This window comes from Biomaibacter sp. TOL, assembly GCF_059717795.1.
The window spans coordinates 1034175-1060660 of the sequence record NZ_AP046092.1; the positions used below are offsets into that span (position 1 = coordinate 1034175).

The 26486-nt window shown below is 44.9% G+C and carries 24 protein-coding genes and 1 pseudogene; 5 read left to right on the top strand and 20 right to left on the bottom strand.

What is annotated here, in order from left to right; translation table 11 throughout:
• Positions 1 to 69 precede the first annotated feature (69 nt).
• The 3 genes from AC6I1H_RS05185 to AC6I1H_RS05195 form a co-directional block, all read right to left on the bottom strand.
• Complete coding sequence (locus AC6I1H_RS05185; protein WP_497740714.1) at positions 70 to 1788, bottom strand: AAA family ATPase; 1719 nt, start codon at positions 1786 to 1788, stop codon at positions 70 to 72.
• Between the two features lie 331 nt (positions 1789 to 2119).
• On the bottom strand, positions 2120 to 2413 hold the full coding sequence (locus tag AC6I1H_RS05190) for a hypothetical protein (protein WP_497739904.1): 294 nt from the start codon (positions 2411 to 2413) through the stop codon (positions 2120 to 2122).
• A 154-nt stretch (positions 2414 to 2567) separates the two neighbouring features.
• Positions 2568 to 2858 carry a hypothetical protein gene (locus tag AC6I1H_RS05195; RefSeq protein WP_497739905.1) on the bottom strand — a complete coding sequence of 97 codons (291 nt, stop codon included), beginning with the start codon at positions 2856 to 2858 and terminating at the stop codon, positions 2568 to 2570.
• A 296-nt stretch (positions 2859 to 3154) separates the two neighbouring features.
• Between AC6I1H_RS05195 and AC6I1H_RS05200 the strand changes: the two genes are divergently transcribed.
• The 3 genes from AC6I1H_RS05200 (at position 3155) to AC6I1H_RS05210 (ending at position 6757) form a co-directional block, all read left to right on the top strand.
• Positions 3155 to 4411 carry an IS110 family RNA-guided transposase gene (locus tag AC6I1H_RS05200; RefSeq protein WP_497739906.1) on the top strand — a complete coding sequence of 419 codons (1257 nt, stop codon included), beginning with the start codon at positions 3155 to 3157 and terminating at the stop codon, positions 4409 to 4411.
• Positions 4412 to 4440: 29 nt separating this feature from the next.
• On the top strand, positions 4441 to 5472 hold the full coding sequence (locus AC6I1H_RS05205) for a YfcC family protein (protein WP_497739907.1): 1032 nt from the start codon (positions 4441 to 4443) through the stop codon (positions 5470 to 5472).
• Between the two features lie 148 nt (positions 5473 to 5620).
• Entirely contained in the window at positions 5621 to 6757 is a 1137-nt protein-coding gene (locus tag AC6I1H_RS05210; RefSeq protein WP_497740715.1) for a M20 family metallopeptidase, read from the top strand.
• A gap of 165 nt (positions 6758 to 6922) precedes the next feature.
• Here AC6I1H_RS05210 and AC6I1H_RS05215 read toward each other — a convergent pair whose 3' ends face one another.
• The 6 genes from AC6I1H_RS05215 to gap all read right to left on the bottom strand — a co-directional run bounded on the left by AC6I1H_RS05215 (position 6923) and on the right by gap (position 13042).
• Complete coding sequence (locus AC6I1H_RS05215; RefSeq protein WP_497739908.1) at positions 6923 to 7627, bottom strand: ABC transporter ATP-binding protein; 705 nt, start codon at positions 7625 to 7627, stop codon at positions 6923 to 6925.
• On the bottom strand, positions 7605 to 8348 hold the full coding sequence (locus tag AC6I1H_RS05220; protein ID WP_497739909.1) for an ABC transporter ATP-binding protein: 744 nt from the start codon (positions 8346 to 8348) through the stop codon (positions 7605 to 7607). Before AC6I1H_RS05220 ends, AC6I1H_RS05215 begins: the two co-directional genes overlap by 23 nt.
• Complete coding sequence (locus tag AC6I1H_RS05225; RefSeq protein ID WP_497739910.1) at positions 8329 to 9312, bottom strand: branched-chain amino acid ABC transporter permease; 984 nt, start codon at positions 9310 to 9312, stop codon at positions 8329 to 8331. Before AC6I1H_RS05225 ends, AC6I1H_RS05220 begins: the two co-directional genes overlap by 20 nt.
• Positions 9313 to 9316: 4 nt before the next feature.
• Complete coding sequence (locus AC6I1H_RS05230; protein WP_497739911.1) at positions 9317 to 10171, bottom strand: branched-chain amino acid ABC transporter permease; 855 nt, start codon at positions 10169 to 10171, stop codon at positions 9317 to 9319.
• 150 nt (positions 10172 to 10321) lie between these two features.
• On the bottom strand, positions 10322 to 11638 hold the full coding sequence (locus AC6I1H_RS05235; RefSeq protein WP_497739912.1) for an ABC transporter substrate-binding protein: 1317 nt from the start codon (positions 11636 to 11638) through the stop codon (positions 10322 to 10324).
• Positions 11639 to 11980: 342 nt separating this feature from the next.
• Entirely contained in the window at positions 11981 to 13042 is a 1062-nt protein-coding gene (gap, locus tag AC6I1H_RS05240) for a type I glyceraldehyde-3-phosphate dehydrogenase (RefSeq protein ID WP_497739913.1), read from the bottom strand.
• Positions 13043 to 13500: 458 nt separating this feature from the next.
• On the opposite strand from gap, the gene AC6I1H_RS05245 reads away from it, so the two are divergent.
• Both AC6I1H_RS05245 and adhE read left to right on the top strand, forming a co-directional pair.
• Positions 13501 to 13833, top strand: coding sequence for a copper amine oxidase N-terminal domain-containing protein (locus AC6I1H_RS05245; RefSeq protein ID WP_497739914.1), 333 nt, complete (start codon positions 13501 to 13503; stop codon positions 13831 to 13833).
• Positions 13834 to 14030: 197 nt separating this feature from the next.
• Positions 14031 to 16616 carry a bifunctional acetaldehyde-CoA/alcohol dehydrogenase gene (gene adhE / locus AC6I1H_RS05250; protein WP_497739915.1) on the top strand — a complete coding sequence of 862 codons (2586 nt, stop codon included), beginning with the start codon at positions 14031 to 14033 and terminating at the stop codon, positions 16614 to 16616.
• A 156-nt stretch (positions 16617 to 16772) separates the two neighbouring features.
• Here the strand turns inward: adhE and AC6I1H_RS05255 are convergent, their stop codons facing one another.
• From AC6I1H_RS05255 to acsV, 11 genes and pseudogenes are all read right to left on the bottom strand, one after another.
• Positions 16773 to 17165 carry a PIN domain-containing protein gene (locus AC6I1H_RS05255; protein WP_497739916.1) on the bottom strand — a complete coding sequence of 131 codons (393 nt, stop codon included), beginning with the start codon at positions 17163 to 17165 and terminating at the stop codon, positions 16773 to 16775.
• Positions 17162 to 17443: a FitA-like ribbon-helix-helix domain-containing protein gene (locus tag AC6I1H_RS05260; RefSeq protein ID WP_497739917.1), complete on the bottom strand. Its 282-nt coding sequence runs from the start codon at positions 17441 to 17443 to the stop codon at positions 17162 to 17164. Before AC6I1H_RS05260 ends, AC6I1H_RS05255 begins: the two co-directional genes overlap by 4 nt.
• An 82-nt stretch (positions 17444 to 17525) precedes the next feature.
• Positions 17526 to 17875: pseudogene (locus AC6I1H_RS05265) on the bottom strand (DUF362 domain-containing protein); the annotation flags it as partial.
• Positions 17869 to 19167 carry an amidohydrolase gene (locus AC6I1H_RS05270; RefSeq protein WP_497739918.1) on the bottom strand — a complete coding sequence of 433 codons (1299 nt, stop codon included), beginning with the start codon at positions 19165 to 19167 and terminating at the stop codon, positions 17869 to 17871. The pseudogene AC6I1H_RS05265 and the gene AC6I1H_RS05270, both read right to left, overlap by 7 nt.
• Positions 19157 to 20389 (bottom strand): M20 metallopeptidase family protein, encoded by a 1233-nt coding sequence (locus AC6I1H_RS05275; protein ID WP_497739919.1) that lies wholly within the window; start codon positions 20387 to 20389, stop codon positions 19157 to 19159. Before AC6I1H_RS05275 ends, AC6I1H_RS05270 begins: the two co-directional genes overlap by 11 nt.
• Positions 20390 to 20449: 60 nt before the next feature.
• Positions 20450 to 21985 (bottom strand): AbgT family transporter, encoded by a 1536-nt coding sequence (locus AC6I1H_RS05280; RefSeq protein ID WP_497739920.1) that lies wholly within the window; start codon positions 21983 to 21985, stop codon positions 20450 to 20452.
• Between the two features lie 143 nt (positions 21986 to 22128).
• Positions 22129 to 23421, bottom strand: a complete 1293-nt coding sequence (locus AC6I1H_RS05285; RefSeq protein ID WP_497739921.1) for a hypothetical protein — start codon at positions 23419 to 23421, stop codon at positions 22129 to 22131.
• 65 nt (positions 23422 to 23486) lie between these two features.
• Positions 23487 to 23897, bottom strand: coding sequence for a DUF3842 family protein (locus AC6I1H_RS05290; protein ID WP_497739922.1), 411 nt, complete (start codon positions 23895 to 23897; stop codon positions 23487 to 23489).
• On the bottom strand, positions 23894 to 24094 hold the full coding sequence (locus AC6I1H_RS05295) for a CooT family nickel-binding protein (RefSeq protein WP_497739923.1): 201 nt from the start codon (positions 24092 to 24094) through the stop codon (positions 23894 to 23896). Before AC6I1H_RS05295 ends, AC6I1H_RS05290 begins: the two co-directional genes overlap by 4 nt.
• A gap of 59 nt (positions 24095 to 24153) precedes the next feature.
• A complete protein-coding gene (locus tag AC6I1H_RS05300) occupies positions 24154 to 24393 on the bottom strand; it encodes a DUF8180 domain-containing protein (protein ID WP_497739924.1) in 240 nt (79 codons plus the stop codon).
• A 132-nt stretch (positions 24394 to 24525) separates the two neighbouring features.
• Entirely contained in the window at positions 24526 to 26451 is a 1926-nt protein-coding gene (acsV, locus tag AC6I1H_RS05305; RefSeq protein ID WP_497739925.1) for a corrinoid activation/regeneration protein AcsV, read from the bottom strand.
• Positions 26452 to 26486 lie beyond the last annotated feature (35 nt).

Sequence of the window (26486 nt, forward strand, 5' to 3'; positions counted from 1 at the left end):
TTTCTCCGGGCTCTCTGTTTACCCTGGCGTAATAGGCACCGCCTTTATAGTGACAGGCTTGTAGTTGAATTAACAGAGCTTCCTTAAACTATGTTTTATCCATACCTTTTTCCCATGAAACACCACGGCAAGTTCCACTGCTTCTTTAATTCCAGAGGCCGCAAGTTCGGCGGTATAATTCATTTTCTTAATCTGTTCCAGAGCTTCATCCGCCTTTGCTTCAAGCGCCTGCTCATCACCGCTTCTTACAGTCTTGAATTCCATAACAACTCCCTTTTTTGTGCCGTCTTTCGGTATTATCATGACATCAGGCCTGCCTTCTCCGGATTTTCTGTTTGATTTTATTTCATATTTTGCTTCTATGTTTACAAGAAGCCCCAGAATAAAGGCGTGGTAGAAGTTTTCCGCCGAGTTTTCCCCTACGTCGAAGTAGCTGAAGGTCTTCTCCACCAAGTATTGAAATCCTTCTTTGAATTTTTCTATGTCCCCTTCTACCAGTTCTTTCAGAAGCTCTTTTATTTTGTCAGGAGTTACTTCTTCGGTTTCAAACCAACCGGATATGATGTCACGGTATAGTTTGAGTATTTCTTTGTTAGGGATTTTCAGGCTGCACACCGTATCTCCGTATTCGCTGTGGTGAAGATCCTCCGCTTTTAAATACCCGCTCACTAAAAGCAGGCTCCAAAGCACTTCTTCGCTGATTATTTTTCTGTTTCTTATGTCTCTGAAATTAGTATCAATATTGATAACTTCGTCTTTGAGTTCTCCTCCTTCTACTAGGATCTCCATCTTCTTTTTGACACTGCCACCTGTCTTTGTCAAGACATCCCTTATGATATCGTTGCTGCTGGTGTTTACCCAGTAAGGCTGAAGTTTCTTATTGTCAATATAGTTTAATATGGACCATGGATTGTAGATTATGGTGTTGTCTCCGAATATGTATCCGTTATACCATCCTCTGACATGGTCAATACTTTCATCCATATTATAGTAGTTGAGCATATCTTCCACTTCTTCTTCGGTAAATCCGAATTTATCGGCAAAGGGGTTATGGATTACCGAACTTACTTTCAGGTTGTTAAAACCGGAGAATATACTTTCTTTGGCCACTCTGTATATGCCGATAATAACGGCTGTTTTAAGATAGGGGTTACCTTTCAAACCGCTGCCTAAAAAATTTCTCATGAAGTCTATAATATCGTCATAATAGCCGCATATGTAACCATGGTTGATGGGGGTGTCGTATTCGTCAATAAGCACTATAACTTCTTTTTCGTGAAATTCTTTTAAAACATCAATCAACATCTCCAGCGCCGCGCTTATAATAACATATCCGGCTTCCCTGTTCATTATGGATTCAAATGCTTTTTTATCAGTTTGTTTTATTTTGTTTGACTGCAAAATATAGTCGTGTCTTTTATACTCTCTGGAAATCTCGATTTTAAGCCTTTCCAGACAATCGTCGAATTTCCCGTATTTAACATCTTTGAAAGTGAGGTTAATCACCGGGTATTGACCCTGCTCTTTTGCATAAGAGTCCCCTTCCCGCCAGATTTTCAGATCTTTGAAAAGGCAGCTATTGTCTTTCTCGGTTTTTTCGAAGAAATACCGGAGCATGGATAGATTCAGAGTCTTGCCGAATCGCCGGGGACGTGTTATGAGTTTTACCTTTGATATATCATCGATTACTTCTTTTATAAAAAGAGATTTGTCTACAAAATATCCGTTGCTCACAATCATGTCTCTAAAGTCATCTATTCCTATGGGTATACCCTTTTTCCTATCCATATTTCCCACTTGAGGCATCCCCTTTCTTTTCCATAAATCCTTTGGTTTTATTATATCCTATAACATTTTGTGATACAACTTTTTTATAGCCCCCCTTGATTTTTGGGTAATATAAAAACCCTGGCCAGCAGAGTTGCTCTCAAGCTCCTGCGCCGTCAATCCCGTAGAATAATTAAACCGACGCCCCAGCCAAATACCCATCGGAGTAGTTTTTTAGGTGTTTTATGTATTCCAGGGATAAGGCTATGTTCACGGGGAAGTTTGGTCTTCCGGTATCGTATCGCTGTATAGCACTGCGAAGGGTTTTTCATCTATTTTGCAGAATACGTATTTATTCATCTATTGCGTCTTGCCATTCTTGTAACTCTAAATCAGTCAATTTATTCTTATTTTCTTTTGTAACTATATGTCGAGTTTTACTATAAGCATATATAATAGCAGGATCTGCCTTTATTTGTGTCAATATATCAATCATCATATTTTCATGTTCTTCATCTGACAGCAAGTATTGTTCGAAAAAGACAGGATTGTTTGGGCCAGGTTCTCTTCCAAATGTATCTATAAACCTTTGACGTTGTTTTATTAGTGCCTCCATAACCATCTCGTCCACTTCAATGCTTTTCAATAACTCCATCATTGATTATCCAATCAAAGTCTTTATTAATGCAGCAGTTATATTCCTGACGCCGAGACCATTAGAGCAATGTCTCTTAGGGTCGCAAGTGTGGTGCAATCGCTTCTCAAAGCTTTTCCTCAGCACCCTTGCAGGAATATTCGTGTTAAGTGGCGTTATTATCCTTTTTGTCATTAAAATATTTCCTCAATTCTGCAAATGTATAAATTAATACCGCGTTAAATAATGCAGGATAGAACAATATTTGAAGAATAACTTCAAAAAAATCCCTTGAATTATAACCCATAAAAACTTCTAATTCCATATACTCTATACTGCTTGATAGAAGAAATTGATTAAATACTTCAATTGGTATTAAATTGATAATTAAATTTCCAACTAAAAAAAGTGCTGTTAAAACTTGAGCAATTATTAGCGTTGCTAGTTTAACCTCCATTCCGCCGCTACCGCTGGCGGCACAAATAGTAATGAAAAAAATGGTGCGCGGCTTTCACCACTTTGTTATTATTAGCTTGAGGAGAAGATACACTACAAAGCACGGCGTGGTGAGTCGTAGACTGCTCTTTGCGGCTTAAATCAGTAGTTTAACCAGTGTAAGAACCATCTTTCAAGCACAAATAAGTGGTTCTACAAGACCGCAAGCTAATCATTGTTTTAGCTCTTTGTTAATTGTGTGATGGTTCAGTCAATGTCTTCCTCCTCAACTACTAAATTAGCAAAGGAGGCTGTGCAATGAAAGTTGTTTATCCCATTTGTTGTGGTGTCGATGTGCATAAGACTTTTCTCGTCGCCACACTCATTACTTCAGAGGGGATAATTCCCCATTACTCTAAAAAGAGGTTTTCAACTTTCAACAATTCCATCCTCAAGTTCAAGCAGTGGCTGATTGATAACAACTGCTATGATGTGTGCATGGAATCCACGGGAAAGTATTGGGTGCCCATCTACAACCTTTTGGAAGATACTATCCATATTACCGTCGCCAATCCCAAATGGGTGAAGGCTGTAAAGGGAAATAAGGATGATAAAAAGGATTCCAAGTGGATTGGCGATCTTTTCCGCCTTGGTTTAGTTCCAGGTAGTTATATCCCAGATAAGCCAATTCGTATTCTTCGTGAATATACTCGCTATCGATCTAAACTTGTTTCTTGCAGAACCAGTGAGAAGAACCGTTTCCAGAATGCCTTCACCGTCTGTAATGTAGCCCTTGATGCTGTCGTTTCCGACATGTTTGGCAAATCTGCCTCTTCCATCACGGACTACTTGATTTCTTCTGATACCTTCGACCCGAGATACTGTACTTCTCTTCTTCAAAAATCACTGAAGAAAAAAGCGGATGCTGTGGTTGAATCTATCGAAGGATATCAGATGACCAGGGAACAAAAAGAGCGTATGGTAATGGTTCGTTCTCATCTTGAATACGTAACTAAATCCATTGCTGAATTGGATGAAAAGCTTGATAAAATGGTTAAACCTTATGAAAGTGCTATCAAACTCCTTTGTACCATTCCCGGAGTTGATAGGATATCTGCCATCACTATCATCTCCGAGATTGGCACCGATATGTCTCAGTTTTCCAACTCCAAGGGTTTGTGCTGCTGGGGGGGACTTACGCCTGGCAATAATGAATCTGCCGGTAAGAAGAAATCTGTCCGTATTACACGTGCCGGTGTCTACCTCAAACCTGCATTGGTGCAAGTTGCCCATGCAGCCGTGAAGTCGGATAAATCTTCTTACTACAGAATCAAGTATGAACGCATTTGCAAAAGGAGAGGCAAGAAAAGAGCCATTATCGCTATCGCAAGGATGATTCTCACTGCCATATATAATATGTTCGTTACTGGTGAAGAGTGGAATCCAAGCGATTTGTATAAGATTGATATGCCACAGGAAATATTAGAAAAGCAGAAGGAGAAGGCTATTAAACAAGCAGTGAAACTTCTGATCTCCAATGGTGTCATAAAAGCTTCTGATATTTCTGTGGCGTAAATTATAGCTTAAAACTGAGATTTAATTTTTTGGGCTTTCAAAGGCCTTGGTTTAGTGCGCCCTTTTTTACCTTATGTTGTGTTATTTTTCAAGCTAAGCTGATGCCTCTGTGTGTCCAAATGGGATTTGATGCTATGACTGGAGCTGCAGTCCTCTTCATCGGCATAAATGCAGGATTTGCCGGAGCCTTTTTCAATCCCTTTACGGTTGGTTTATCCCAGAGCCTTGCAAAACTCCCGCTATATTCCGGCATAGGTTTTAGGGTGATAACATGTATAATCCTTGTGGGGGAAGGTATATGGTTTACCCTTAGATATGCTAAAAAAATCCGGGAAAATCCAGATTTATCCATTTCCAAAGAAGCTACCGAATACTGGAAAAACAGACTGAATTCCAGCAGCCCCGAATCTAAAATGAATTTGAGGCACACAGTAGTCCTTTTAATACTCTTGGCAGCAATGATCGGCCTCATCTATGGCGTCTTAAAATATGAATGGTACATGGCGGAGATTTCGGCATTGTTCCTGTTGATGGGTATTGTTTCAGGATTTGTTGGAGGCATATCTTTAAATAAGATGGCCGAGGAAATGGAAAAGGCCGCATCGGAGATAATAGGTCCATGTATGGTGATCGGCTTTGCCAGGGCTATTATGGTGGTGTTGAATAAAGGTAATGTTACCGATACCATTCTTTATGGTATGTCAAATACGGTGAGCATCTTTGGTGGAATCGGTGCAGCAGTGCTAATGTATATCATAATATATCTGCTGGAATTCCTTATTTCTTCAGGCACAGCTAAGGCAGCCATACTGGTCCCTATCCTCACTCCTCTTTGTGACCTGGTAGGAGTCTCAAGGCAGACCATGGTACTGGCTTACCAGCTGGGCGATGGCATCCTCAACATGTGGGAGCCCACAAGTCCCGAAGTATATTCTATACTCGGTGCCGCAAAAATCAAATTTGTAGAATGGTTTAAATGGGCCCTTCCCATAACCATCATATGGACTGTAACGGGAGCAATACTTGTGATTGTTGCTCAAATGATAAATTACGGCCCATAATCTTTTAAAAATTTTTAGGACCAGACACTTATTTTTACCAATAATAAAATCTATGTTTCGTATTAAATACTAATTACAGGGAGGCAATATCGTGGATGTTCCGGACATCGAAAAACTAAAACAAGAGGCCTTTAAAATAGAAGATGAAATGGCAGGTGAAATAGAAGGGATAAGCGATTTCATATTTAATCACCCGGAGCTGGGCGGAGAAGAATTCGAATCATCAAAATTTCTGGCAGGTCTTCTCTCAAGATATGGATTTGACGTAGTTTTTCCTTACCTCAATATACCTACGGCCTTCAGGGCTGAAATCGGCACGCATGATAGGCCTGCCTTCGCTTTTCTTGCCGAATACGATGCCCTCCCCGGCATGGGTGATGACGGAAGCCCCGCCCATGCCTGCGGCCACAACTGGATATCCGCTACCTCCGTGGGAGCTGGTCTAGTGCTTTCAAGAATCATAGAAAAACTCCCGGGCAAAATAGTGGTCTTCGGCACCCCTGCCGAAGAAACTCTGGGATGCAAGGTAAATATGGTGGAAAAAGGGGCCTTTGATACGATAGATGCGGCTTTTCAGCTACATCTGGAAAACAGCAATCTGTTGAATACTTCGGCTCTGGCCATGGATGCCCTGGAGTTTGAATTCACCGGAAAGGCTGCCCATGCCGCATCATTCCCTCACGAAGGGATAAATGCCCTGGATGCGGTAAATCTCACTTTTGCGGGGATAAACGCCCTGAGGCAGCATGTGACTTCCGATGTTCGCATCCATGGAATAATAACCAGAGGGGGAGACGCTCCGAATATCATACCTGAAAATTGCGCTTGCAGGTTTTACGTCAGGGCAAGCCGCCGCAGTTATCTGAACAAAGTGAGCGAAAGAATCATAAACTGCGCCCGGGGAGCGGCCTTTATGACAGGAGCGAAACTTGCCGTGAACCGCTTTGAAAATCCTCTGGATGACCTTGTAATAAATCCGGTCCTGCGCCGCATAGGTGAAGATAACCTCAGGGCTGCAGGCTTTGATAATTTTAAAGAAACGGATGAGTTCCCCGGTTCCTCGGATATAGGCAATGTGAGTCATGTGGTGCCTACTGTATACGGTTATATAGACATAGGGCCAAAAGTAGAGGTGCACGAAAGAGAATTTGTAAAACATGCCAACGGCCCTGAAGCAAAATCAAGACTTCACAAGGCCGTCAAAGGCATGGTTGGCACGGCCATAGATGTGCTGTCACGGCCCGAACTTCTGAAAGAAATAAAAAATGCCTTCGCCACGGCTTAGGGTGGTTTATAACAATTAAAGCCCCAAACTGGGCTTTTCAGACGCCAACAAACTAACTTAGCCCGCATGTATTATGGAGCGGGCCTAGTTTCTCAGATGCTGGCAGCTCTGCTGCCGCAAACGGCGTGCGAGCGTGGCCGTAGCAAAATATCATGCGGGCTTTTTTTACATTCCCATGTATGCTTTTTTCACCATGTCGCTCTCCAGGAGTTCTTTTCCGGTGCCTTCGGCCACTATGCGGCCGGTCTGTAGCACGTATCCCCTGTCGGCCATTTCCAGGGCCTCCTGGACCTTCTGTTCCACCAGCAGCACCGTCAAACCCTGCCTGCTGATTTCTTTCAATATCTCCATGACCCTGTCCACCAGTATGGGCATGAGCCCCAGCGACATCTCGTCCACCATGAGGAGCCTGGGCTTTGACATGAGCCCGCGGGCTATGGCCAGCATCTGCTGCTCTCCGCCGGAAAGAGTTTCGGCTTTCTGGAATTCGCGTTCCTTCAGGCGGGGGAAAATGTCGTATACTTCTTTCAGCCTACCTGCAATCTCATCCTGATTTTCAAGGGTGTGAGCCCCCAGGAGCAGGTTGTCCAGCACCGTCATCTTCCCGAAGACCCGCCTACCTTCCGGCACGTGGGCAATGCCGCACTTTACTATTTCATGGGCCGGCATTCTGTCCGTCCGCCTTCCCAGAAACTCGATCTGTCCTGAGAAAGGTTTCAAAAGGCCCGATAAAGTTTTAAGGATGGTGGTCTTTCCTGCGCCGTTGGAGCCAACTATGGATACCAGTTCTCCTTCTTTCACTTCAAAACTTGCATCAAAGACTACCGGCACATTGTCGTATCCCACGCTAAGATTTTTTACTTTTAGCATTGTATCTCTCCCCCAGGTACGCTTTGATGACCTCTTCGTTACTCGTGACATTTTCGGGTACATCATCGGCTATTTTTTTGCCGGCGTTTAAGACCACTACCCTGTCGGAAATGGGCATGATGGCTTCCATGATGTGCTCCACCACCAGAAGGGTGATGCCTTTTCGCTTCAATCCTAGGCAAAGCTCCATGGCATCTTTTATTTCGGTCTGGTTGAGTCCCGCCATGGCTTCGTCCAGCATGAGCATTTTAGGCCTAGTGGCCAAGGCCCGGGCTATCTCCAGGCGCTTTTTATCCGCAATGGTGAGGCTTGCAGCAGGAACGTCGCTTTTTTCCGCCAGATGGGTAAGCTCCAGGATTTCCATGGCCGTAAGTTCCGCCTGTTTTTTGCCGGACGTCCTCAAAAAAGCACCTGTCATGACGTTTTCTTTGACAGTCATTTCCTTTAAGGGCTTTACTATCTGAAAAGTTCTGGTCAGCCCCAATCTGGCGGAATAATGGGGCGGCTTTGCGGTGATATCTATGCCGCTGAAAAATACCCTCCCGGAGTGGGGCTTATAAAACCCCGTGATGCAGTTGAAAAGAGTGGTCTTGCCCGCACCGTTGGGACCTATGAGGCTTACTATCTCGCCCTCATTTACCGCAAAAGTCACGTCTTCGTTAGCCACGAGGCTGCCGAATTTCATCGTTATTCCGCGGACATCAAGTAGTGGCTCTGGCATAATCCACACCTCTCTTCTTCCTCTGCCCTTTTTTGAAAATACCCAGTATCCCCTCGGGCTCGAAACAGGCCACCGCCACTATCAGCGCTCCGAAAATAATGAGATCCACTCCCTTTCCGGTTCCTCCGAGAAATATCCGGGTGTATTCCGACAGCGGTATGAGAATGGCGGCTCCGATAATGGGCCCGTATATGCTTCCAAGCCCTCCCAGCACCGTGAGGAGCACGATCTTCATCGAAACGTCCATGGTAAATACCATAAACGGATCGATGTAGAGGATATACTGCGCGTACAGGGTCCCAAAAGCCGCCGAAAGAGCCGCACTTATCATCATGGCAAAGAGCTTGTATTTGACCGTATCTATCCCTATGGCTTCGGCTGCGTCCCCGCCTTCACGAATAGCTTTAAGATAAAAACCCATTTTGTTTTGTTCAATATAATGTGCTGTGAGCACGGCTATTGAAAATATTGCAAAGGCTATCAGAAAATAGGGTATTTTTGAGGTATGAAACTGCATGTTCAAAATTCCTTCATCCATCACGGGAATCGATATGCCCGTAGCTCCCTCCACATATTCCCAGCTAATAAATATCTGCTTTATTATTTCTGCGATGGCAAGGGTGGCTATGGCAAAATAATGGCCCTTTAACTTGAAGCAGGGATAGCTCACTACCGCAGCCACCAGGGTGGCAAGGAGTATCCCCAGAATCATACCCGCCCACGGGCTTATATGCATCCTGTAAAAGAGCACGGTGGAGGTATAGGCGCCTATGCCGAAAAAGGCGGCATGCCCGAAGGATGTCTGGCCGGCAAAGCCCGTTATTATGTTCCAGGCTTCGCCCAGCCCCGCATATATCAGGAACATTATCATTATGTGATGAAAATTTATGTTGTCATTTATAAGCGGGAGGATCAGGATGACAAAAAAAATCACAAGCAGCGGATGAAATTTCATTTTTTTCATCATATCACCACCCGAACAGCCCTTTTGGCCTTACTTGAATTACCAAAAGATAAATCAGGAAAACCACAGCGTATTTAAACTGGGTACCGAAGGCGAATCCTCCCAGCGCCTCCGCAAGACCGATGATGATGCCTCCATACAGTGCCCCCTTTATATTTCCAAAGCCTCCCAGAGCCACTATGACAAAGGCCAGCAGGCTGTAAAGGGCGCCCGACTCTGGGTATACCGGGAAAAAAGTGGCCATCAGGGCGCCGGCTACTCCCACGCAGGCTCCGGAAATGCCGAATGTAATGGCGTAAACCTTTTCCGTATCTATACCCATGAGTTTTGCCGTATCCCTATCAAGAGCCGTGGCCTGTATGGCCCTGCCGGTCTTGGTCTTCTGTATAAAATAAAAAACAAGGACGGTCATGATGATGCTGCCCATGGCTGCAGCCATCTGGGGAAGGCCGATTATTACCGGGCCCATGGTTATTTTTTTATCAGCCACGAGGGATGTGGTGACAAAGCGGTAATCGGGCGACCACAGAAACTGAGCCAGATTTCGTATAAAAAGGCTGAGCCCGAAGGTGGCAAGGAGAGCCGTAAGCCCCGGTGCATCGATGACCCGCTTTATGATGATTTTATATGTCAGGTAGCTTATGACAAAGATCAGAAGGGCGGCGACCGGCAGCGATACAAAGGGATCGAATTTCAGCAGGGTGTACATCCAGAAGACCGTATACATGGAAATCATCAAAAATTCGCCGTGGGCAAAATTTATGATGTCCATCACGCCCCAGATGAGGGTGAGGCCTATGGCCACCAGCGCGTATACGAACCCCATGAGCACACCGCTTGCTATGACCTGTAGCAGCATTTTTAACCTCCTAAACATTATGATTTTTATCAGCAAACCGGCACGTCACGGTCTTAGTTAATGGTATGAGACCGAGCTTTAAATAATAATGAAGAAAATAATAAATCAAACAAAGGGGCTCAACCTGCTGTCAAGCCCCTATATCATTTATTATCGCTTGCTCCAATCCGGGAAGGCGGGGATGGGTTCTTTCGTCTGATAATCCGTAGGCCACACGGCTTCGTAAATACCATTTTGTATCTGTGTCATGACAGAGGCCGAGTGAATGTTCTGGCCGTCATCTCCAAATTTAATCTTTCCCGAAACAAAATATGGTGCGGCAAACTCCTGGGTTTTAAGGGCTTCAAGGACCTTTGCCGGCTCGGTAGTTCCCGCCTTATTTATGGCTTCGGCAATGACCATGGCCGATGCGAAATCCTCCAGCGTTGGTCCATCGATATCCACACCGGATTTGGCCTTGTATATTTCATTTATTTTTTCCAGATCCGGCATCTTGGAGAAGAGGGCCGACGTTGTGGCATTGGGCCCGGAGAAATAGTCGGCGTCTTTGCCCAGGTTCACCACGAATTGTGGATCCTGATACCCTCCGCAGTAAGAAAGCACAACTTTTGGCACCACGTTCAATTCCTTATATTTTTTCACAAACTGGGTCATGTCGCCTATATAGGATGCGTGGAATATGGCGTCGGGTTTGGCCGCCTTAACCTTCTGGACTTCGGTGTCGACGTTGGAAACATTGGCAGGGTATTTTATGTCGGCCACCAGTTCAAAACCGTCGGCCTTGTAATTCTCTATGGTTTTCTTGACCATTTCAAAGGCGTGGACGCCGTATTCGTTGTCGATGTACACGACGGCCACTTTCTTGATGCCAGCACTGTACTTTTCATTCAAAAACTTCAAGTAGTCGAAGAAAAGTACCGTTTCCATGCCATCGTGCGGGGCTATTCTGGTAAACCACTTCAGGCCCCTCTCGGTCAGGGCTGCGGAACTGGAAGATCCTGCCACAAAAGGTATCTGAAATCTCTCGGCCACCTGGCTGGCAGGCTTGGTGGCGGAGCTGTGGTAGCACCCTATGAGGCCCACTACCTTTTCATTCTGGATGAGCCTTTCAGCTTCGGATTTGGCCACTTCGGGGTTAGCCTGATGGTCCGCAAAGATGAATTCCACCTTCGCCCCGTTCAGATTGGGCAGGCCCGCGCTTTTGGCCAGTTCCATATTGATTTCCGGATGTTCGCCGTTAATGATTTCCTGGGCCGTCTCGATGGCATACTTCAGTTTGACGCCGGTAGCGGCTGCCGACCCGGACAGCGGCAGTATGGCGCCGATCTTAACGGTTTGGGTCTCCTGCTTTGTGTCCTGATTTTGTTGTGCGGGCTGTTCCTGGGCCTGTTTTTGCTGGCCGCATCCAGCCAGGATTAAACCTGCCACAAGAAACAGCACAAGAATCAGAGAAAAAAACTTTTTCATGACAAAATCCCCCCTGTTTTATTTTTCCAGCTCATTGGCTGATTAATGTGGTATTTTTTACGCACAAATATCAATATTCGATATTTATTTTAAAAATCCTTCATTCTAAATAGTTTTTTTATCAAATTCATAGTTAAATATTTCCCATTAATAACATAAATTGCGTTCAATGGTCAGAATCGTTGCCCCGGAAAAAGAATGTGATATAATATATGCACTAACCATTTATAATGAGGTGACGAATTTGAGCAGATGAAAAAAATAAAAAGCAGATCCTGGAACTCGCCCGCCTTGCAGATATTCAAGTGACGGGCATTAACATGATGGGGAAGAATAAATTTTTTAGCTTTCATTTTTCGACCGTGAAATCATCTCTGCGTACATTTTTCTCCCGTTGCAGGCTTCATATATGTAGTGCGCCAGCTCCAGAACCCTCATGGTATAACCGTACTCGTTGTCGTACCAGGCCAGGATTTTTACTATCACATCATCGATGACCATGGTGGAAAGCCCGTCTATGATGGATGAATGCGGGTTTTTCAGAAAATCTGTGGAAACCAGAGGTTCCTCCGTATAATCAAGGATTCCCTTTAACCTTCCCTGGCAGGCCTCTTTGAACATGTTATTTACCTCTTTTTCAGAAGTAGGCCTCTCCACATTGGCCACGAAGTCTATGATGGATACCGCCGGGGTGGGGACTCTTAAGGCACACCCGTTGAGCTTCCCCGACAGGTGGGGCATCACCAGCCCTATGGCTTTTGCAGCTCCGGTGGTGGTGGGTATGATGGACATGGCGGCGCTTCTGGCCCGCCTCAAATCTTTATGGGATTTGTCTACCAGTCGCTGGTCTGCAGTATATGCATGTACGGTGGTTAAAGAACCGTTTACGATGCCAAGGTTTTCGTCTAGAACCCTGACCACCGGTGCGAGACAGTTGGTGGTGCAGGATGCAGCAGAGATTATGTAATCTCTCTCCGGTGAAAAATCACCCTCATTGACACCCATTACCAGGGTCTTATCGGCTTCATCCGCCGGTGCCGTAATTATCACCCTCTTTGCTCCCGCCTTTATATGTTTTATTGCATCGGCCTTCTTTTTCAACTTTCCCGTAGCTTCTATAACTATGTCAACACCCAGTTCCGCCCACGGGAGATTCTCGGGGTTTTTCTCGGAAAAGAACGGAATGGGCCTGCCGTTTACTATAAGGGCATCGTCCGAAGCATCCACGCTGGCCGGGAAAATGCCGTAGATCGAATCGTATTTGAAAAGATGCGCATGAGGCCTTGGCCCGCTGGTGCTGTTAATCGCTACCACATCCATTTCATTTTTTTTGTTTTCCAGCCAGATCCTGAGAGCATTCTTGCCTATTCTTCCAAAACCATTTATAGCAATTTTTAATTTCATATAAGGTCTCCTCCTCATAATTTTTACATCAAATATTATAGCATAATAAACATTATTATGCTATACTTTATAATCATTTATGTTGTTTAATATATCACATAATGGGCAAATTATATTAATTTATATCCTGAATTGTTGCCCTAAGTTGCAAATTTATTTCTAAACAGGCTTCGGCGATGTTGCATCGAAGATGTCAATCATCATATTACCATAAATTCCCATAAAACTTTTTTTAATTTTTTTCGTCTAAATTATTGGGGCAGAAAATCAGAAGTTTTCTGAAAGCAGCATAAAGTTGAGCGTTACCAACAACCTCGGCACTTTCTCCAAAAATGTATTTTACGCCGCAAAATCCGGTTACGGCAGGGAATTTTCTTCATATCCGACCACCACCGGCGGTTCCTTTTCCTTAGTGACACACCCGGAACCGGTAAGCAGCGGCACATCTTCGGGAAAACTTGCCTACGAGAGCTGCAAACACCGGGACTCTGAAATTTGCCGTCAAAGCCGCTGGGATTTCCTCTACCTTCGATCTGACCGTCATAGACATGACTGTGAACGTCAACGGCAAAGAAATTTTCTTCCCGAATCAGCAGCCTTACCTCAATAAAGACGGCCGCACCATGGTGCCGGTAAGGTTTATATCCGAAAGCCTGGGGGCAAAGGTCGGCTGGGATGAAAAGACAAAAACAGTAACTATATCGGGCACAGATAAGTCCGGTAATACCATTTATGTTGATGCTTTTACACCATCTTTTAAACAATTCAAAATTAGGTATTGCTTTTTCTAAAAAACTCGTATATAATTAGATTGTGAAAATGGTAACAAATTAATCATACAATAATAATGTGGTATTAAATAAATTTAGTTTTTGACAATATATGCTTAAGCATGTCAAATTGCTTGTCTGACAAGCCTTCCATCGTTTATCCTATATTTTTTTAAACAAGTTTGTTATAATTTTAACATACCTGCGAGGTGTTTCAAATGACAGTTTCAAATCAGGAAGAACTTCTCAAAAAAATCAATGAAGTGCGTGAAGCGCAGAGACAGTATTCAACCTTCACCCAGGAACAGGTAGATGAAATTTTCAGACAGGCTGCCATGGCTGCTAATGACGCACGAATTTACCTTGCAAAAATGGCAGTTGAAGAAACGGGAATAGGAATAGTCGAAGACAAGGTTATAAAAAATCACTTTGCATCAGAATACATCTACAACAAATACAAAGATGAGAAAACTTGCGGGGTAATTGAAAAAGACGAGACTTTTGGGCTGACAAAAATTGCAGAACCAATAGGGGTTATTGCCGCAATCGTCCCCACCACTAATCCCACTTCTACAGCTATATTTAAATCACTTATAGCCTTAAAAACAAGAAACGGAATAATATTTTCACCACATCCGCGCGCCAAAAAATCCACAATTGAAGCCGCAAGGATAATCCTAGACGCTGCCGTTAAAGCAGGCGCCCCAAGAAATATCATTGGATGGATAGATGAACCGTCACTGGAGCTTTCCCAGATGGTCATGAGGGAATGTGACCTTATACTGGCCACTGGCGGCCCGGGTATGGTAAAGGCTGCTTATTCTTCAGGAAAGCCTTCAATAGGCGTGGGTGCTGGAAATACTCCTGCCATAATTGATGAAAGCGCTCATATTAAAATGGCGGTAAACTCAATAATGCTTTCAAAAAGCTTTGACAATGGCGTAATTTGTGCCTCAGAACAGTCTGTAATAGTACTTGATGAAGTTTATGATGAGGTAAAGAAAGAATTCATTGAACGCGGAGCTTATATATTAAAACCCGATGAAATAGACAAAGTCAGAAAGCTTATTCTTGTAAATGGCTCAATAAATCCTAATATAGTAGGTCAAAGTCCTCAAAAGATTGCACAAATGGCAGGTATAAAAATTCCAACCAGTGCAAGGATTATAATCGGTGAGGTTGAATCTGTGGAACCGGATGAACCTTTCTCATATGAAAAACTTTCGCCAGTGCTTGCTATGTACAGGGCAAAAACCTTCGACGAAGCTTTGGAAAAAGCAGTAACACTGGTAAAACACGGCGGCTTTGGCCATACTTCTGTGCTTTATACAAATACTTTAAAGCACAGGGATAGAGTAGAAAAATTCAGTGCGGTTATGAAAACCGGAAGAACCATCATAAACATGCCCTCATCCCAGGGTGCCATAGGCGATATATACAATTTTAAACTTGAACCTTCTCTGACTCTCGGTTGTGGCTCATGGGGCGGAAACTCCGTTTCGGAAAACGTTGGGGTAAAGCATCTGCTCAATATAAAAAACGTTGCCGAAAGGAGAGAAAATATGCTCTGGTTTAGAGTTCCAGAAAAAATTTATTTTAAATACGGCTGCCTTCCAACTGCACTCAAAGAGCTTAAAGAAATGGATAAGAAAAAAGCATTTGTCGTAACTGATAAAATTTTATTTGAACTTGGTTTTGCAGAAAAAGTTACTAGCGTATTGGAAAAAATAGGAATTGAATACAGCGTATTTTTTGAAGTAGAACCCGACCCCACTCTCGCCTGTGCCAAAAAAGGCGCTGCACTCATGAAAGCGTTTGAACCGGATGTTATCATCGCCCTGGGCGGAGGATCGCCCATGGATGCCGCAAAGATTATGTGGGTTATGTATGAGTATCCAGAAGTCAGATTCGAAGACCTGGCGCTGAGGTTTATGGATATAAGAAAAAGGGTGTATAGATTTCCTAAAATGGGTAAAAAGGCTATGCTGGTTGCAGTTCCGACTTCAGCCGGTACAGGTTCAGAAGTTACACCTTTTGCAGTTATTACTGATGAAAAGACCAAAATAAAATATCCACTTGCAGACTATGAATTAACACCTGACATGGCAATCGTAGATACAGAACTCATGATGAATATGCCAAAGGGGCTTACCGCCGCATCAGGGATAGATGCGCTCACACATGCAATAGAAGCCTATGTTTCTGTGCTGGCTTCGGAATACACCAACGGTCTTGCACTCGAGGCTGCAAGGCTCATATTTAAATACCTGCCACAGGCATATAATGAAGGTACAACTAATGAAAAAGCAAGAGAAAAGATGGCTCATGCTTCAACCATGGCTGGCATGGCTTTTGCAAATGCTTTTCTTGGAGTATGCCATTCCATGGCACATAAGCTTGGGGCCATACACCACATCCCTCACGGTATCGCAAATGCACTGCTTATTAATGAGGTCATAAGATTTAACGCTGTAGACAATCCAAGAAAGCAAACAGCTTTTCCACAGTATAAATATCCTAACATAAAGTGGAGATATGCACGAATTGCCGATTACTTAAATCTCGGCGGCAGTACTGAAGATGAAAAAGTCGAGCTTTTAATAAAGGCAATAGATGAGCTCAAGGAAAAAATAAATATACCGAAATCAATTAAAGAAGCAGGCGTTTCAGAAAAAAGTTTCTACGCAAGCCTTGATGAAATGTCAGAACAGGCCTTTGACGACCAATGCACTGTTTCTAATCCGAGATATCCTTTAATTAGCGAAATAAAAGAAATGTACATCAGGGCTTTTGAAGGAAGATAATCGATTACTGTTTAACTGATGGTCGCTGCTAGCAGCCTATATCAAACTTTTACTGCAAAAACTCGCCCATATATGGCGCATAGATGGCGCACCTAAAACTGGCGGGCTATTTTGGCCCGCCAGAATTTTTTGTTATGCTGGTTTTGATATTTCATTTTATCGTATCCAATTCTCGAGTTTTAACTCTCCTATTCTGCTAAAGTGCTTTACATTGCCTGTCACAAGTAGATCGCAGGTTTCGAGTGCTGTAGCGGCTATAAAAAGGTCCGCATCTGCTAATACATCTCCGCTTTTCTCCAAACTTGCCTTTAACCTTCCGAATCTTTTCATTATCGCCCTATTTGAATTTATAATGTTAACTGTAATAAGAAACTGTTCAACAAGGCTTTTATTTTTTGCGGGATTCCCGGATTTCTCCGCACCATAGAACAGTTCAGCAACAGTCATAAATGACACGGCAGTTTGGTCAGGATATTGTTTTCTTTTCTCTATGATAGTCTTGTTCCCTCGAAGCAGGGAAATACAGACATCCGTATCTAAAAGAATCACAATTTCACCTCACGGCCAGGTGTACGGCGAGATAAAATATCACCGATAATCTCCTCGGTAGAACGTGAATCTTCCCATTCACCCGCTAGTTTGTTCCATAATTCAACCTGGGCTTCAGTAGAAATAACATTTTTATCAAAATTCGATGTGTATTCTCTAAGACTTTTCTCAAGAATAACTATAATCTCGCTGTTTAAACTTCTGCGTTCGGCTTCCGACAAACTCCTCAGTCGTTCAAGAAGGTTTTCCGGTATATTGCGTATAGTTAAACTTGCCATTTTGTCACCCTCCTATCATAGTTGCATTATGATTTCATTATAACACTATTTTGGCGCAACTACAATAGCTAAGGCTTTGTCTTTACAATTCCACCAGCTTATAATCCCTGCTGCCCATGCCCAGCTTCTCGCCGTATTCGAGCTGGATGAGGCCGTTGGTCTTAGGGTGAACGGCTTTGAATTTATCTTCTCCAGGCGCAAGGCCACTGTTTGCGTCACCCAGGGTGCTGGCGGCAAGTCCCGCCTGGCCTGTTCGGGGCAATTTCTTAAGCACGACTGGCATGCCCGGCAATTTTCTCCTACCACAGGTTTTAACGTGGAATGCTGCTGCTGTTTTCCGGCGGCCGGTGCGCAGCCCATGGCAAGATTTTTTATTGTGCCACCGAATCCTGCCACTTCATGGGCTTTAAAGTGGGACATGACTATCAATGAGCCCTTTTAAGCAACCTTTTCGCCATTTCCGCATGGAGGGTCACCGCCAGGGAAAGCCCCCTTTCGTCAAAATCGAAACGGCTGCTGTGGTGGTCTGCTACTATGGGAGTTATGACCTGATAATAAAGAGCCTTACCTCCCCTGGTCTGGACTCTTTCCATGAAATACGTGGCATCTTCGCTGCCACCCACAGAACCTTTATCTATAATATGTTCAACTCCTATTTCCCGGCCGATACTTTTTATCATAGATGCCAGTTCCTCGTCGCCTTCGGCGCTCATGGCACTTCCTGCTTCGTTTACCGTATAATCGATATCATACATGGCAGCACCGGCCTCTATTATTTTTAATGCTTTCTTCTTCACATAATCGTTCAGCGCCGTGGTGGCCCCCCGGGTTTCCAGCTTGATGACAGCCCTATCGGGAATCACATTCCTCCCGGTGCCTGCCTGCAGAACCCCAACATTTACCCTGGTGGTGCCATCACTGTGGGGAGCTATGGCATGGAGGTTAAGAGCAACGGTGGCCGCCGCCAGCAATGCATTTTTCCCCTCCTGGGGTGTGGCTCCGGCATGGGAGGCTCTGCCGCGGTATTCCACATCCAGTTTCGATGTAGCGAGAAATCCGCCGGTCCTGGCTGCGATTCCTATATCGCTGGAATTTCCAAAACCTATATGCAGTGCCAGGAAATAATCAGCATCATCTACCACTCCCGCCTCCACCATAGCTCTGGCGCCTCTTACTCCCTCCTCGGCGGGTTGAAAGATGAGCTTAACCATCCCGGTAAACTCGGGTTTCAGTCGGGTGAGCACTTCCGCCAGGCCCAATCCTATGGCTGCATGGCCGTCATGGCCGCAGGCATGCATCACGCCGGGATGTGTGGAAGAAAACCCCTCTTTATATGGTTTGTGATTATAATCCTTTGCCTCATCCACTTCCACCGCATCGATGTCGAACCGGTAAGCCAGGACCGGCCCCGGCCGGCCGGTATCCATGATTCCCACGACCCCCGTCAAGCCATCCATTCTCTTTAGTATCTCCGGGTCAGCACCTTCTTTTACGGCGCGTTCCACATTGTTTGCGATATCCTCATCATGGGGCCTGCCCATGACCGCCTCTTTTTTGACAACTTCATGCCCAAGCTTCACTTCATACCCCAGCTTCATCAAAATCGCCGCTATTTTGCCGGAAGTCCGGAACTCCAGCCAGCCCGGTTCCGGGTATCTGTGGAAATCCCGGCGGTACTCTATGATTTTATCTTCAATGGAACTGACTATGGTTTTATTCTCCATGTTTTCCCTCCCGTTCGGACATGAGCCCCAGCGCCGCTATGCCGAAGGTTTTGATACCGACGGATATACAACCTTCATCAAATATAACCCTGCTGTTGTGGAGAGGAATAAAACCAACATCTTCCGAGGAAACCGGAAGGGATGAGCCGAGTTTGATATATACCGAAGGTACCTTTTGAGAAACAAACGAAAAATCTTCTCCCCCGGCATCCAGAGGTATTTCTTTTATAGCGCCTTCACCTAAGCTTTTCTTTATAAGATCTTCCACTTTCTTTGTCAACGCTTCATCATTGATGGTCATGGGATAGCCGTTAATATAATCCATTTCAAACCTGGCCCCCACCGATGCTGCAGCTCCCTCGCCCGCCTGCCGGATAAGCTCGGGAATCTTATCATCATAGCCCGGGGACATGATTCTTACAGTGCCTTCCATCTCCACCTTATCGCAAATTACATTGTAACGATCCCCTCCCTGGATCCTTCCTATTGTGATAACGACACTGTCCCTGGGGTTTATCCGCCTGGAAATTATGGTCTGAAGGCTTGATATCACCTGGGCAGAGGCCACTATGGTATCAACCCCCTGATGGGGTGCCGAAGCATGACCCGATTTCCCCAGAACCCTAAGGAATATCCTGTCAGATCGGGCAGAAACGGGACCGGTTTTAAAACCCAGCTGCCCCACTTGAAGGTCCGGCCATACGTGCAGAGCTACGGCAAAATCTACTTTCGGATTTTCCAGGACCCCATCTTCAATCATCTTTTTGGCGCCGCCGGTGGGACTGCACTCTTCGGCAGGCTGAAACATGAATTTGATGTTGCCATAAATGCGGTCCCTGTATAGTGACAGTACCCGGGCGGCTCCCAGAAGCACCGAGGTATGGATATCATGGCCGCAGGCGTGCATCTTCCCCGGGATCTTTGAGGCAAAGGGGAGCCCTGTTTCCTCCTGAATGGGCAGGGCATCCATGTCGGCCCGAAGGAGCAGGGTCTTGCCGGGTTTTGCCCCGGCAAGAAGCCCTACAACCCCCGTGCCGCCTACGCCTCTTGCCACTTTTATGCCATAGGATTCAAGCTTTCTTGCAACCAGCTCTGAAGTTTGATACTCTTCATAACCCAGCTCGGGATTTTGATGGATTGTCCTTCTTATTTTAATTATATCGTCAATTATTTCATTGATTCTCCCGGAAATTTCTTTATCTAATTGCTTTGAATCCAACACTTTATATCCTCCAGTATAAGACATTTTTAATTGGTTAATTGCTATTCTTTGTATAAAATCTTACATATATATTCCCGCACCCGGACCTAAAGGTAACTTTAATGCCATCCATACGAACAACTGCAAAATCCAGACCACCAGGAATATCAGGGAATAAGGAATCATCAGAGAAATAATGGTTCCAACACCGGTATTTTCATCATACTGTTGAGCCATCCCCAATACAATGGGGAAATACGGGAACAGCGGAGAAACCGGATTCGTGGAGGAATCCCCTATCCTGTATATTACCTGAGTAAGCGCCGGAGAATATCCTAGCAGCATCATCATCGGCACGAAAATGGGAGCCAGCACTGACCACTTAGCAGAACCGCTGCCGATGAAAAGATTTATGATGGTTGACAGCAGGATCAACCCAAGAATCAGAGGAATACCGGTAAATCCTATATTCTTAAGAAAATCGGCACCCTTTACAGCTAAAATGACGCCTATATTGCTCCAGTCAAAATATGCCACAAACTGCCCTATGACAAATACCAGGACGATATAACCGGACATGGTCTTCATGGCTTCCGCCATGTGTTTTGGTACATCATCGGCTTTCTTTATAGTCCCCACGGTCTTTCCATAGGCCACGGCAATGGTTATGAAGAAAAGCATCAAAATGGGGATGATACCGGACAGGAAAGGTGAAGGTATCAAGCCACCGGTTTTGGGATCGCGAAGAATTGCTCCCTGCGGTATAACAAAAATGCCGAGGATTATCAAAAACGCCAGTGCTGCAAGTCCTGCATTTCTTAACCCCTTGTTTTCCAGAGGTGTCAGGTCATTGTTTTTCAAAACTTTTGCATTGCCCTTGTAATCTCCCAACCGCGGAGCAATGATCCTGTCGGTAATCCATGCTCCCACAATTGTAAATATTACTGTAGATGCCATCATAAAATACCAGTTTATCGAAGGATTGACCTGCATTTTCGGGTCGAGAATCTTTACGGCCTCCTGAGTTATACCGGCCAGCAGAGCGTCAGTACCCACGATAATGAGGTTTGCGGAAAACCCGGCACATGCGGCGGCATACCCAGCCACCAGACCCACCAGCGGATTCTTGCCTAAAGATAGGTAAACACTGGCCGCCAGAGCCGGAATAATGACGACCGAAGCATCGGATGCTATGTTGCCATTAATACCCACAAACATGACAGCCATACTGATAGCCCAAAGCGGGGCTCCATACATGGTCTTTCTCATGAATGCCGAAAGAAGGCCAACCTGTTCTGACAGACCTATACCCATGAGCATGGCCAGCACCAGCCCTAACGGAGCAAAACCGGTGAAATTTTTAAGGGCGCTCTGGAGCATCCAGCGGATACCTTCAGCACTTAGGAGGCTTTTGGCTTCAACCACTTTTTGAGTGCCGGGGTTTACCACCGATACCTTCGCTGAAGCAAGTACCGCGGAAATAATCATAAGTGCGATGGTAATATAGACAAAAAGAATAAAGGGATGCGGCAGTTTGTTACCAACCCGCTCTATCCAGTCGAGGACTTTCTCAAAACCTCCTTTCTTTACAGCAGTGGATTTATTTTTTTCCAGCATACAATAACCCTCCTTTTAGGTCATTTTTCGGTCATATGACCTTTTATTTTGACTAAATATATTCTATCAAAAATTTAAAATTCCTTCTTTCATGTCAGGTTTTATATAAAAAAAGTGGGGTGTTCCCACTTTTTTCTTAGATTTTATATCAAAACTTTATATATCAATCTGGGCCGCCCTTTGTCATACAGAGCCCTGTTCCCCACAATTCTCGCAGCTCCCTTTTTTTCCATTTGAGATAGAATCCTGCGGGCACTTCGCTCGCTTAAATTCATTGCAGCTCCCAGTTCCTGGGGAGTTATCCCGGTTTTATTGATATGGCGGAGAGCAGATTTAATCTTTCGTAAGTTTAAAATGCTCATGTTAAGCTTTTTTGCAAGGTCTTCCAGGTCCATGTCAAGCTCCCCGGAACACGAGGAAGTCTCTGATCGCATGGGACCTATAACTTTTCCTTCTTCCGCAATTAAGAAACAACAGTTGCCGCCTTCCCGGGCCGAAAGGGAAAGGGCCGTCCTGGCATTGCTTTCCGCTATTCTGGCCGTGCGACCAAATCCTATACCCACCGTAACCCGCAGGGGAGAATTGGCTCTGATACTTTTTAAAAGCGGCGATCCCGAAAAAAGATTTGTGGATTCCTCGAGGCTTCCCCTTGTAGTAACCAGCATAAACTCAGTATCACCGGTCTTTACTATAGAAGCCTGGTTTTGCTCGCTGTAATCCAGCAGAATCTGCTGCAGGTCCAGCATGAGCCGCTGAACCTGATAGTTTGACCGTTCATGAAGCATCTCATTTACATCTTCAGCCCGTACAAGAATTAGGGCCATCTGGGTTTCCTTTAATCTGGCGCTTTCTCCATATAACAGCGCCTTTTCAAGAGCTTGTCTTATTATGGACCGGGTAGGAAATATACGGTATGTTAAGATCCCCAGTCTGCTCAACTCTTCATAAGGTTTTTGAAGGCATGTTACCGCAGCCTTTGTTTTTTTCGATTTCCATAGTTTCACGTGGTAATCTATGATTTCGTCATAGGGAAGATAACGGTCATAATCGATGGTGTTTACTTCACATAGCGGCAGCTTCAGCTCTTTATAAGTTTCCTCTATATGAGCTTTGCTTATAGTATCGAAGCTCAAAGCCGACACATCTACTTTATCGCGGTATAAGTCAAAAAGCACTCTGTACAGGCAGGTGCCGTTTCTCGGGATATATACCATGGGAATATCTGGATTCTCCCTGGTTTTTACCCAAAAATAAGGAGCCTGGCCGCTGAACAGTAACGTATCCAGATCCCGATAAAAACTTTTCAGATTTTCCAATTCCTCATAACTCTCATAAACCTTTTCAATAATGGTGAATTCACCATTATACTCTTCCGCCACAGATCTTATGAGCTCGATGGAATCTTTCGGACCGATGACACCCATTCGTATGCTCAAGCTTTTCGACCCCCGGATAAAATATGGCTATTTAATCACATCAAAAGTATATTGTGTTATAGACCTCATAAAAGCCCTTTTATCTTCTCTATTGCTTCTTTAATGGATAAAAACAGCGGTTTTTTTTCAATGCCCAGCAGGGTTATATCCTCGTTATCCATGATGGGTATAAGGATTTTCCTGGCGCTGCAGGATGCTATGGCTTCGGCGATTTTAGGAGTGATTTCCCCCATCATGGAATTGGGTATGACAATACCCAGGGAACCCACCACCACATCGGCCTTTTTTATGCTGTAGACGATGGCGCTTTCCCCGGTGGCTCCCCTATTGGCCTTTTCCTTCATCATGTTTGTGGTGGCGGTGGAATTGGTGCCCAGGGCATATATCTTTATATCCGGCGGCAGGTCTTGCCTCAACAGGGCAATGACCTGAGCGCCTATTCCTCCTCCCATGCCGTCTACTACTGCCACTATCATTTTTTATCTTTCCTGTTCTCCAGTATTATCTTATGTTCGAGAAGCTTGACCTCTTTTATCACCGCATCCACTATCTTCTGCTCGCCCAGGAGGTCATACATGAATACCCTGCCGTCCTGGGGCTCGATGTAAATCACATTTTCCATGATCGGTTTTTCAATGCCGTCTTCCAGAAGATAAACCCTGGATTCGCACATATGCTTTTCACCCCTGCCATTATTTTCATTATTATTTTGCAACATTTTCGTCTTATTGTCTAGATGTGTTTTTTTGCTTCCAATAGGTACAGGCTTGCGGCATTAAGTGAGTCCGCTGCCTTTGATATCATCTCCGAAACCTTTGCTTTTCCGAGTTTTTCGGATTTGTCGGCCCACTCTCTGAAATTTTCCTCATGGGACTTGTTGTGCTCTATCCAATGGGCCAGGAGTATGCGCAGGGTTTCTATGTCTTTGTCCTGTCTAGGATCGCCTGCAGATGGATGATTGTGATCGCACATGGTTCAAACCTCCTCTCTGAAGTTGAGTCAGTGAGTCGGGTGAGTCAGTGAGTCAGGGGACGGTTCCTTGACTCAAAAGTGAGTCAAGGAACCGTCCCCTGACTCACCCTGACTCATTTCACTACTCTATATTTATATACGTGCCTGAGCGCTGGGGAATAGACTTATGTCGGTATGGGGTAAAAAGCATGCGCTGACGAATTCTTCCATATAAGCGGGGTCCGCGCTGAGCTCGATATAAGTCATCAAATCGGCAATCTGCCGTGCTTTATGTCTCGCTTCATCGCTGATGAGGCACAGATATGCCCCTGTAAGCGAGCTGTTACCGATAAATTCGAACCTGCTCCTGTCTATGTCCGGCAGCAAACCTATCTGCACGGAGTTTTCAATGTCCAGGTTCTGGCCTATTCCTCCCGCCACTATTACCTTTTTTATATCTTCCATGCCAAGCCCCACGCTATTGAGTAGAGTCTTTATGCCGGAATAAACAGCGCCCTTTGCCCTCAAGAAATTGTCGATATCAATCTCGTTTATCACTATATCCCTGCCGTGGGCTGTGTCTTTTGCAGGCACCAGCAAATACTCGCGGCATCCTGCAGTCCGGTCGAACCGTATCCTGCAACTCTTTGAAAATTGCTTTATCTTGCCTTTTCCATCGATTATGCCGGAAAAAAACATCCCTGCTATCAAATCTATTATTCCTGAACCGCATATGCCCGAGGGTTTTGTATTTCCTATTACATTTACATTGGGTATAAAAGTTTTTTCATCGATTCTGACCCCGTCTATGGCGCCAAGAGCTGCCCTCATGCCGCAGCTGATGTCTCCACCCTCAAAGGCCGGCCCCGCAGAGCAAGCGCACGTCACCATCCATTCTCTGTTTCCCAACACCAGTTCGCCGTTTGTACCGAGATCCATGAACAGCGTGACTTCATCACTATTCCAGAACCCTGCTGCCAAAACTCCAGATACTATATCTCCCCCCACATAGCTTGCCACATTGGGGAGAACGTAAACCGGAGCGTTTGGATTGATATCGAGGGCTATCTCTTTCGCTCTGAAAACCGGTGAATTTCTGAACGCCGGGATATATGGCTCAAGCCTTATATTTTCGGCGGGCACGCCTAAGAATAGATGGGTCATCGTCGTGTTGCCGGCAAAAACGGAACTGACTATATCCTCACGCCTGCAATCCTTTTTTTCCATCATGCGTTCTATCAGTTTGTTCACATTACCCTGCACTATGGCATCCTGAAGTTTTTCAAGGCCGCCGGGCTTTGTGGAATGAATTATCCTGCTTATGACATCCGCGCCGTACTGCATTTGGAGGTTTCCGGAGTTGGCCGAGGCTTCGATCTCACCGGTATATAAATCAACGAGACAGGCTGCGACAGTGGTGGTTCCTATATCCACACAAAGGCCGTATATCTTCCTTTCCTTCTGCGCCGTTATGTCTAGAATCTCATAGTTTTTTTCATCTTCACGAAGCACAAGATTCACATCAAAACCAGCTTCCCTGATTATCCGCGGCATTTTTCTCAAAACTTCCACCGAACAGTCCGGTTTTTTTGATTCCATCAATGGATTTAATTCCCTTGCGATTCTCTCAAAATCCGGAATATTGTCGTCCAGAGTGGGTTCTTTAATTTTTATTTCTATCGATCTGAAGCTGTTTTGAAGCTTTATGCCGGAGTCTTTCAGAGCCTGAACGGCTTTTTCTACCCTCGATTTTTTTATTGAATCTGATGTAATATCTTCTATTATTATATCATCAACGCCGACGGTTTGCACGAGTTCCACTGTCATATCGCCCTCTATAGTCGTAAGGCAGGCAAGCCTTATGCCGCTCTCTTCTTCTTGGCGGGCAATAAGACGGGAAGGCTGATAACGATGTTCCCCTTCGATTACTTTCACCCTGCATTTGCCGCACTGGCCCTTTCCCCCGCACGGAGCGTCTAAAAATACCCCCGCTTTTTGCGCCGCATCCATGAGGCTGGTACCTTTTTCCACTTCCACGGTCTTTCCCTGCGGTTTAAAATAAACCGAGCATGTTCGCATATATATTCCACCCTTAAAATAAATAAATTTTACAA